The following is a 6,779-nucleotide window of genomic DNA, read 5'->3' as shown; positions in this document are numbered from 1 at the left end:
GACCCGTTTCCTACTCTCTATCTCGGTCGAATGTGGGAGCTGGCTTGCCTGCGATAGCCTCAACTGAATGTGCCTGATGTACCGAGGTGTCTGCATCGCTGGCAAGCCAGCTCCCACAGAAAAGCAGGGAGGTGACTGATCTCTCAGCCAAGCGCGGCGGCCTTAGAGCTGACCCGTTTCCTACTCTCTATCTCGGTCGAATGTGGGAGCTGGCTTGCCTGCGATGGCCTCGACTGAATGTGCCTGATGTACCGAGGTGTCTGCATCGCTGGCAAGCCAGCTCCCACAGAAAAGCAGGGAGGTGACTGATCTCTCAGCCAAGCGCGGCGGCCTTAGAGCTGACCCGTTTCCTACTCTCTATCTCGGTCGAATGTGGGAGCTGGCTTGCCTGCGATAGCCTCAACTGGATATGCCTGATGTACAGAGGTGTTTGCATCGCTGGCATGTTCACACGACATTGGCGCCCCCCGCTATCCGCTTCAGCCCCACCACCATCAAGCCCGCCCCAAGCCCCATCGCCAGCAGGAACAACGGGTACGACACCCACCAGGGCGTGCCCGCGGTCATCATGCTGAACTCCGACATGCCGCCAATGCTCGCAATCAGGTTGAGCGGCAGGAACACCACGTTGATCAGGGTGAGCTTGCGCAACAGGTTGTTCATGCTGTTGTTCATCAGGTTGCCGCGCGCATCGATCAGCCCGGAAAACACGTTGGAATAAATCTCCGCCTGTTTGTAGCACTGATGGTTCTCAATGATCAGGTCATCGATCAGCGCCAGGATTTCCGCGTCGAAGTGCTCCTTCTCGGCATGGTTGCGCAGCCGCGACAACACCGCGCCGTTGCTGTGCAGCGCGTTGATGTAATAGATCAGGCTTTCGCTGAGGCTGAACATCTGCATCAGATGATGGTTGCTCATGGACGCGTTGAACTGCTGCTGCAATTCCCGGGCGACCAGCTTGATCACCTTGAGATGGCCCAGATAGTGGTGGATGTTGTTGAGCAAAAGGTCCAGCAACACATCCAGCGGTGTGTGCAGTGGGCGGCGCTTGCCGAGACCGGTCAGCGGGGTTTCGTCGGTGGCAATCACCAGCAGGCGGCTGGGCGAAAACAGCAGGCCGCAGGACGACACCTCGAACACCAGGTTGCCGCCGCCGGAGTAGTTTTCCGGGCGCTTCCAGATCAGGAACAGATTGTCCGGATGAAACTCGATGCGTGAGACTTCGTCGGGGTCCAGCGCCGAAGCCAGGGCGTGCTCGTCGAGCTTATGGTGGTCGCGCAGCCACTCGCGCTCGGCCAGGTCAGGGTTGTTGAACAACAGGATCGGGGCATCGTCACTTTCCCCACCGTACAGCTTGCCGTCGGCCAGTTGAAAACGCTGAATCATCGCCGGGTCACCAAACCTGGCCCTGACGTTTCAACTCCAGGCGTCGCACGAACTCCTCCAACACCAGCCCATACAGGTCGTCCTGCAAGTAGGCATCCTCAATGCCCGCGTCCAGGTTGGGGTTGTCGTTGACTTCGATCACCACCACTTTGTCGCCGGACTGCTTGAGGTCGACACCGTAGAGGCCATCGCCGATCAGGTTGGCGGTCTTCACCGCCAGTTCCACCACCGCCTTGGGCGCTTCGTGGACCGCCAGCGTACGGCACTCACCGTTGATGTCCTGGCCGATGGCCTTGTGGTTGTAGATCTGCCAATGGCCCTTGGACATAAAGTACTGGCAGGCAAAAATCGGCTTGCGATTGAGTACGCCGATGCGCCAGTCGTACTCGGTGTAGAAGAATTCCTGGGCCAGTAACAGCACCGAATGCTCGAACAACTCGGCGGTGGCCTTGAGCAAGGCGTCCTGGCTTTCTACCTTGATCACGCCTCGCGAGAAGCAGCCGTCGGGGATCTTCAACACCAGCGGGAACCCCAGGCGCTCGCCGACCCGTTCGAAGTCTTCCGGTCGCTCCTTGTACAGGATCTCGGTGGCGGGCATGCCCAGTTGGTGGCTGTTGAGCAAGTCGGTAAGGTAGACCTTGTTGGTGCAGCGCAATATCGACGCCGGGTCGTCCATCACCACCAGGCCTTCGCTTTCGGCTTTCTTGGCGAAGCGATAGGTGTGGTTGTCGACGCTGGTGGTTTCGCGGATCAGCAAGGCATCGTATTCAGCCAGGCGCGAGTAGTCCTTGCGCTCGATCAACTCGACATCGATGCCCAGGCCCTTGCCCACGCGGATGAAATTATCCAGCGCCTTGGCATTCGACGGCGGCAATTGCTCCTGGGGATCGTGCAGGATCGCCAGGTCATAACGCGCCAGTCTCCGTGAGCGCGGCTGGCGCCAGATCTTGCGGCTGAAGTTGTCCAGGGCGTGGGCAAATTGATCTTCCTGATCATCGCGCAACTTGTGCAACACGCCGGACTTGACCCCTTCTATGTGCCAACCGTTATTCTTTTTGAAATCAACTAGCAGAATCGGGCAAGGGAAGGCTTCAAACAATTGACGGGCCAAATCCTGCAACGGCTCTATATTGGTTCGACCAAAATAAAGTGTCAGGGTAAAGCCTTCGGTATTGCTATAAAGGTGATGATTCAGGGCTTTATCAAGGGTCTTGTCCAGGTCGTCCAGGGCCAGGCCGTACAGCGACTTCCTGGTCAGTTCACTGATGGTGCGCACCGAGGGAATTACCTTGTGCCCACGGGCTTCGGCGAGCAGCGAGCAGTAATAACCGTGCCCCAGGTACTTGTAGCCGCGGCACAGGTTGATCACCTGCACACGCTTGCCGGTCTCGCTTTCCCGGGTCTGCTCCAGGTATTCCTGCGCGGTGACGATGTCTTCGCTGGGGAAGTAGGAGGCCCAATCTTCCTTGCGCTCGACAATGATCACTACTTGACGGGTTCCTTTGAGGGGGACGGGAAAATAACCTGTATTAGTTATTGTCGCCGCGACTGTTTGCTCGGATACTTCACGCCAATGACCTTGTACCGCCGACATAATATTTGATCCGCTTTAGAGAACTCGACCTTTTCTATTAAGCACGATCTTTTAGAGAAGTCCCGTTTCGTTACGCAACTTTTACGGCGGTCATATGGCTCTTTGCTTTCGCGTTGCAACCCCCTGCGATGTGCCTGAACTGGTGGCACTGGAACAGCACTGTTTCACCACCGACCGGCTGTCATCGCGCAGTTTCCAGTGGATGGTCAGCCGCGCCCATGGCCAGTTGCTGGTGGCAGACAATGACGGGCAACTGCTCGGCTATGGGCTGGTGTTGTTCCACCGCGGTACCTCGTTGGCGCGCCTGTATTCCATCGCCATTGCCGAGCACGCGCGCGGCCTGGGGTTGGGCAAACAGTTGCTCGCCCGTATCGAAACCATCGCGGTGGAACACGACTGCGCCTACCTGCGCCTGGAGGTGCGCACCGACAACCCCGGCGCCCTCGCCCTGTATGAACGCAATGGCTACCGGCGTTTTGCCCTGATCAACGATTACTACGAAGACCACACCGCTGCCCTGCGCCTGGAGAAACGCATCGTCCAGCATCAGGATGCGCGCCCGCAAAGCGTGCCGTATTACCAGCAGACCACTGACTTCACCTGTGGCGCTGCCTGCCTGCTGATGGCTATGGGCGCGCTGGTGCCGAAACGCGTGGCACAACGCCGCGAAGAGCTGCAGATCTGGCGCGAAGCGACCACCGTGTTCATGACCGCCGGCCACGGCGGATGCAGCCCCCAAGGGTTGGCCCTGGCCGCCTGGCGCCGGGGCTTTGCGGTGCGCATGCAGGTGAATGTGCGCGGGCCGCTGTTTTTGGATGGCGTGCGTGATGCGCATAAAAAGGACGTCATGCGCCTGGTGCATGAGGCTTTCGAAGAGGAATTAGCGAGTAGTGACGTCGAGCAAGTGTTCGGCGGCGCGCTGGACTTGCCCCAGGTATTACGCGACGGCGGCCAGCCGCTGGTGCTGATCAGCAGCTACCGCCTCACCCGATCCAAGTCACCGCACTGGGTAATAGTCACCGACTGCGACGATGACTTCGTCTACCTTCACGACCCGGACGTTGACCACAGCCAGCACCGTCAGCCCCTGGACTGCCAGCACTTGCCGGTCAGCCATGGGGAGTTCGAACGCATGTGCCGGTTCGGCAATAACAAATTGCGCGCGGCGGTGGTGGTCTTCACGCCACGTTCTTGATCGCAGCCTTGGCCTCCAGCTCACGCACCAGCGGCAACACGCGCTTGCCGAAGTACTCGACTTCTTCCTGGAAGTGCAGGAAACCGGCGAGCACCAGGTCCACCCCCACCGCCTTGAGCGCGATGATGCGCTCGGCGACCTGCTGCGGCGTGCCGATCAGGTTGGTCTTGAAGCCATCGTTGTACTGCACCAGGTCTTCGAAGCTGGACTTAGCCCAGTTGCCCTCACCTTCCGGTGAAGCCTTGCCGGCCTGCTTGGCTGCATCACCAAAGGCATTCACGGCCTCCGGATCGGCCTTGTCGATGATCTCCGCCAACACGGCACGGGCTTCTTCCTCGGTGTCGCGGGCAATCACGAACGCGTTGACGCCGACCTTGACCGAATGGTTATTCGCCGCCGCCTTGGCTCGAATGTCGTCGACTTGAGCCTTGATGCCTTCTGGGGTGTTGCCGTTGGTGAAGTACCAGTCCGACACCCGTGCGGCCATGTCCCGCGCCGCCCGCGAGCTGCCGCCCTGGAACACTTCCGGCTGGCCCAGTGGCTTGGGCTTGAGGGTGTACTCGTTGAAACGGTAGAAGTCGCCCTTGAAGGTGAAGTCGTCCTGGGTCCAGATGCCTTTGAGGGCACGGATGAACTCTTCGGAACGACGATAGCGCTCGTCGTGCTCCAGCCAATGTTCGCCGATGGCCTGGAACTCGCCCTTGAACCAGCCGCTGACGATATTCACCGCGATACGGCCGTTGGTGAGCTGGTCGATGGTCGCCAGTTGCTTGGCCGCCAGCGCCGGTTGCCACGGACCGGGCAGGATGGCGGCGATCACCTTGAGCGTGGTGGTCGCCGCCAGCAGCGCATGGCTGAACGCTACGGACTCATGCTGGTTTTCGGCGCCGTAGCCGGCGGTGAAACGGATCTGGGTGAGGCCGTACTCGAAACCGGCGGCTTCGGCAAGCTGCGCCAGTTTGCGGTTGTAATCAATGCCCCAGTGGGTGCGTTGCTCGATCTTGCTGACCACCAGCCCACCGCTGACGTTGGGCACCCAATAGGCAAATTTCACGGCTTGCTGACTCATCGAACGTACCTCGCACAAAGGGATGTACCCAGGGCTTGAGCAGCAAGCGTGCCAGGCCGGTGAAACGCCCATGCCAGGGGCTCTGGGCGGACTTCGAGGTGTCGGCGACGATGTCGCAGAGTGTGCTGGTTTGTCGATCAGCTGTTGCCAGGGCAACAGTTGCCGAAGGGTCTACCCTTGCAAATACGGGCGCTGGCACCCGGCACGGACTGTGCAATCCCCCTGTAACGATCACTGCCCAGGAACCTTGCCCATGACCGAACAACACGTCATCAACCCGCTGTCTACCGGCGTCGACTACCCGACCCTGGCGGCACGCTTCCGCCCGATTTTTCAGCGCATCGCCGAGGGCGCCCTAGAGCGCGAACAGCGCCGCACCCTGCCCCACGAGCCGATCCAGTGGCTGAAAGCCGCCGGCTTTGGCGCGGTGCGCGTGCCGGTGGAGTACGGCGGTGGGGGCGCTTCCCTGCCGCAGTTGTTCGAACTGCTGATCGAACTGGCCGAAGCCGACTCCAACGTGCCCCAGGCCCTGCGCGGGCACTTTGCCTTTGCCGAAGACCGCCTGAATGCACCGCCCAGTGCCGGTCGCGACCTGTGGTTCAAGCGCTTCGTAGAGGGCGATATCGTCGGCTGCGCCTGGACCGAAATCGGTAACGTGGCCATTGGCGATGTGGTCACCCAGGTCAGCCCCGACGGTGACCATTGGAAGCTCAATGGAGAAAAGTTCTACAGCACCGGCAGCATCTTCGCCGACTGGATCGACGTGTATGCCCAACGCAGCGACACCGGCGCCGATGTGATTGCCGCCACCCGCGCCCGCCAGCCTGGGGTGGTGCACAGTGATGATTGGGACGGCTTTGGCCAGCGCACCACGGGCAGCGGCACGTCGCGCTTTACCGATGCGGTGGTGGAGGCGGACAACGTTATCGACTTTGCTACGCGGTTCAAATACCAGACGGCGTTCTATCAGTTGGTGCTGCTCGCCAGCCTGGCGGGTATTGGCCGCGCGGCGCTGCGCGACGTGGCACACCAGGTGCGCAGCCGTAAGCGCATCTACAGCCATGGCAATGCGGCCCATGTCAGCCAGGACGCGCAGGTTCAACAGGTAGTGGGCGAAGTGGCGGCGCTGGTTTATGCCGCCGAGGCAAGCGCGTTGAAAGCCACGTTGCCGGCGCAACGGGCGTACCTGGCGCGGTTTGGGGGGGATGATATTGTTGAGCGTGAAGCCAATGTAGCGGCCGAGATTGAGTCGGCCACGGCGCAGGTGGTGGTGTCGGGGTTGATTCAGCGTGCCACCAGTGAGTTGTTCAATGCCCTGGGGGCGTCGGATGTGCGTCAGGGTAAGGCGCTGGACCGGCATTGGCGGAATGCGCGGACGGTGTCGTCGCATAATCCGGTGATTTATAAGGCGCGGATTGTGGGGGATTGGGTGGTTAATGGGGTTGAGCCGCCGTTTGTCTGGCAGATTGGGAATGGGCCGGGCCGGGGCTGAGTCACTCGGCACATCGCTTAAGCTCGGTGTGCCCGTAATCCAA

The 6,779-nt window shown here is 60.5% G+C and carries 5 protein-coding genes; 2 read left to right on the top strand and 3 right to left on the bottom strand.

Annotation, left to right across the window (positions count from 1 at the left end):
- Positions 1 to 447: 447 nt before the first annotated feature.
- Positions 448 to 1,386 (bottom strand): magnesium transporter CorA family protein, encoded by a 939-nt coding sequence (locus tag AC4PS7_RS14590; RefSeq protein WP_010210779.1) that lies wholly within the window; start codon positions 1,384 to 1,386, stop codon positions 448 to 450.
- 7 nt (positions 1,387 to 1,393) lie between these two features.
- Positions 1,394 to 2,980: a RimK family ATP-grasp domain-containing protein gene (locus AC4PS7_RS14585; RefSeq protein WP_042571568.1), complete on the bottom strand. Its 1,587-nt coding sequence runs from the start codon at positions 2,978 to 2,980 to the stop codon at positions 1,394 to 1,396.
- A gap of 94 nt (positions 2,981 to 3,074) precedes the next feature.
- Here AC4PS7_RS14585 and AC4PS7_RS14580 point away from each other — a divergent pair, with 94 nt between their 5' ends.
- Positions 3,075 to 4,175 carry a GNAT family N-acetyltransferase/peptidase C39 family protein gene (locus tag AC4PS7_RS14580; protein WP_044287057.1) on the top strand — a complete coding sequence of 367 codons (1,101 nt, stop codon included), beginning with the start codon at positions 3,075 to 3,077 and terminating at the stop codon, positions 4,173 to 4,175.
- Here AC4PS7_RS14580 and sfnG read toward each other — a convergent pair.
- Positions 4,159 to 5,244 carry a dimethylsulfone monooxygenase SfnG gene (sfnG, locus tag AC4PS7_RS14575; RefSeq protein WP_021491776.1) on the bottom strand — a complete coding sequence of 362 codons (1,086 nt, stop codon included), beginning with the start codon at positions 5,242 to 5,244 and terminating at the stop codon, positions 4,159 to 4,161. The genes AC4PS7_RS14580 and sfnG overlap by 17 nt on opposite strands.
- Positions 5,245 to 5,497: 253 nt before the next feature.
- Between sfnG and AC4PS7_RS14570 the strand changes: the two genes are divergently transcribed.
- A complete protein-coding gene (locus AC4PS7_RS14570) occupies positions 5,498 to 6,736 on the top strand; it encodes an acyl-CoA dehydrogenase family protein (protein WP_042571569.1) in 1,239 nt (412 codons plus the stop codon).
- Positions 6,737 to 6,779: the final 43 nt, after the last annotated feature.

The organism is Pseudomonas sp. DW-iso3, from assembly GCF_058725305.1.
This window is presented reverse-complemented; position numbering and strand designations above follow the sequence as displayed.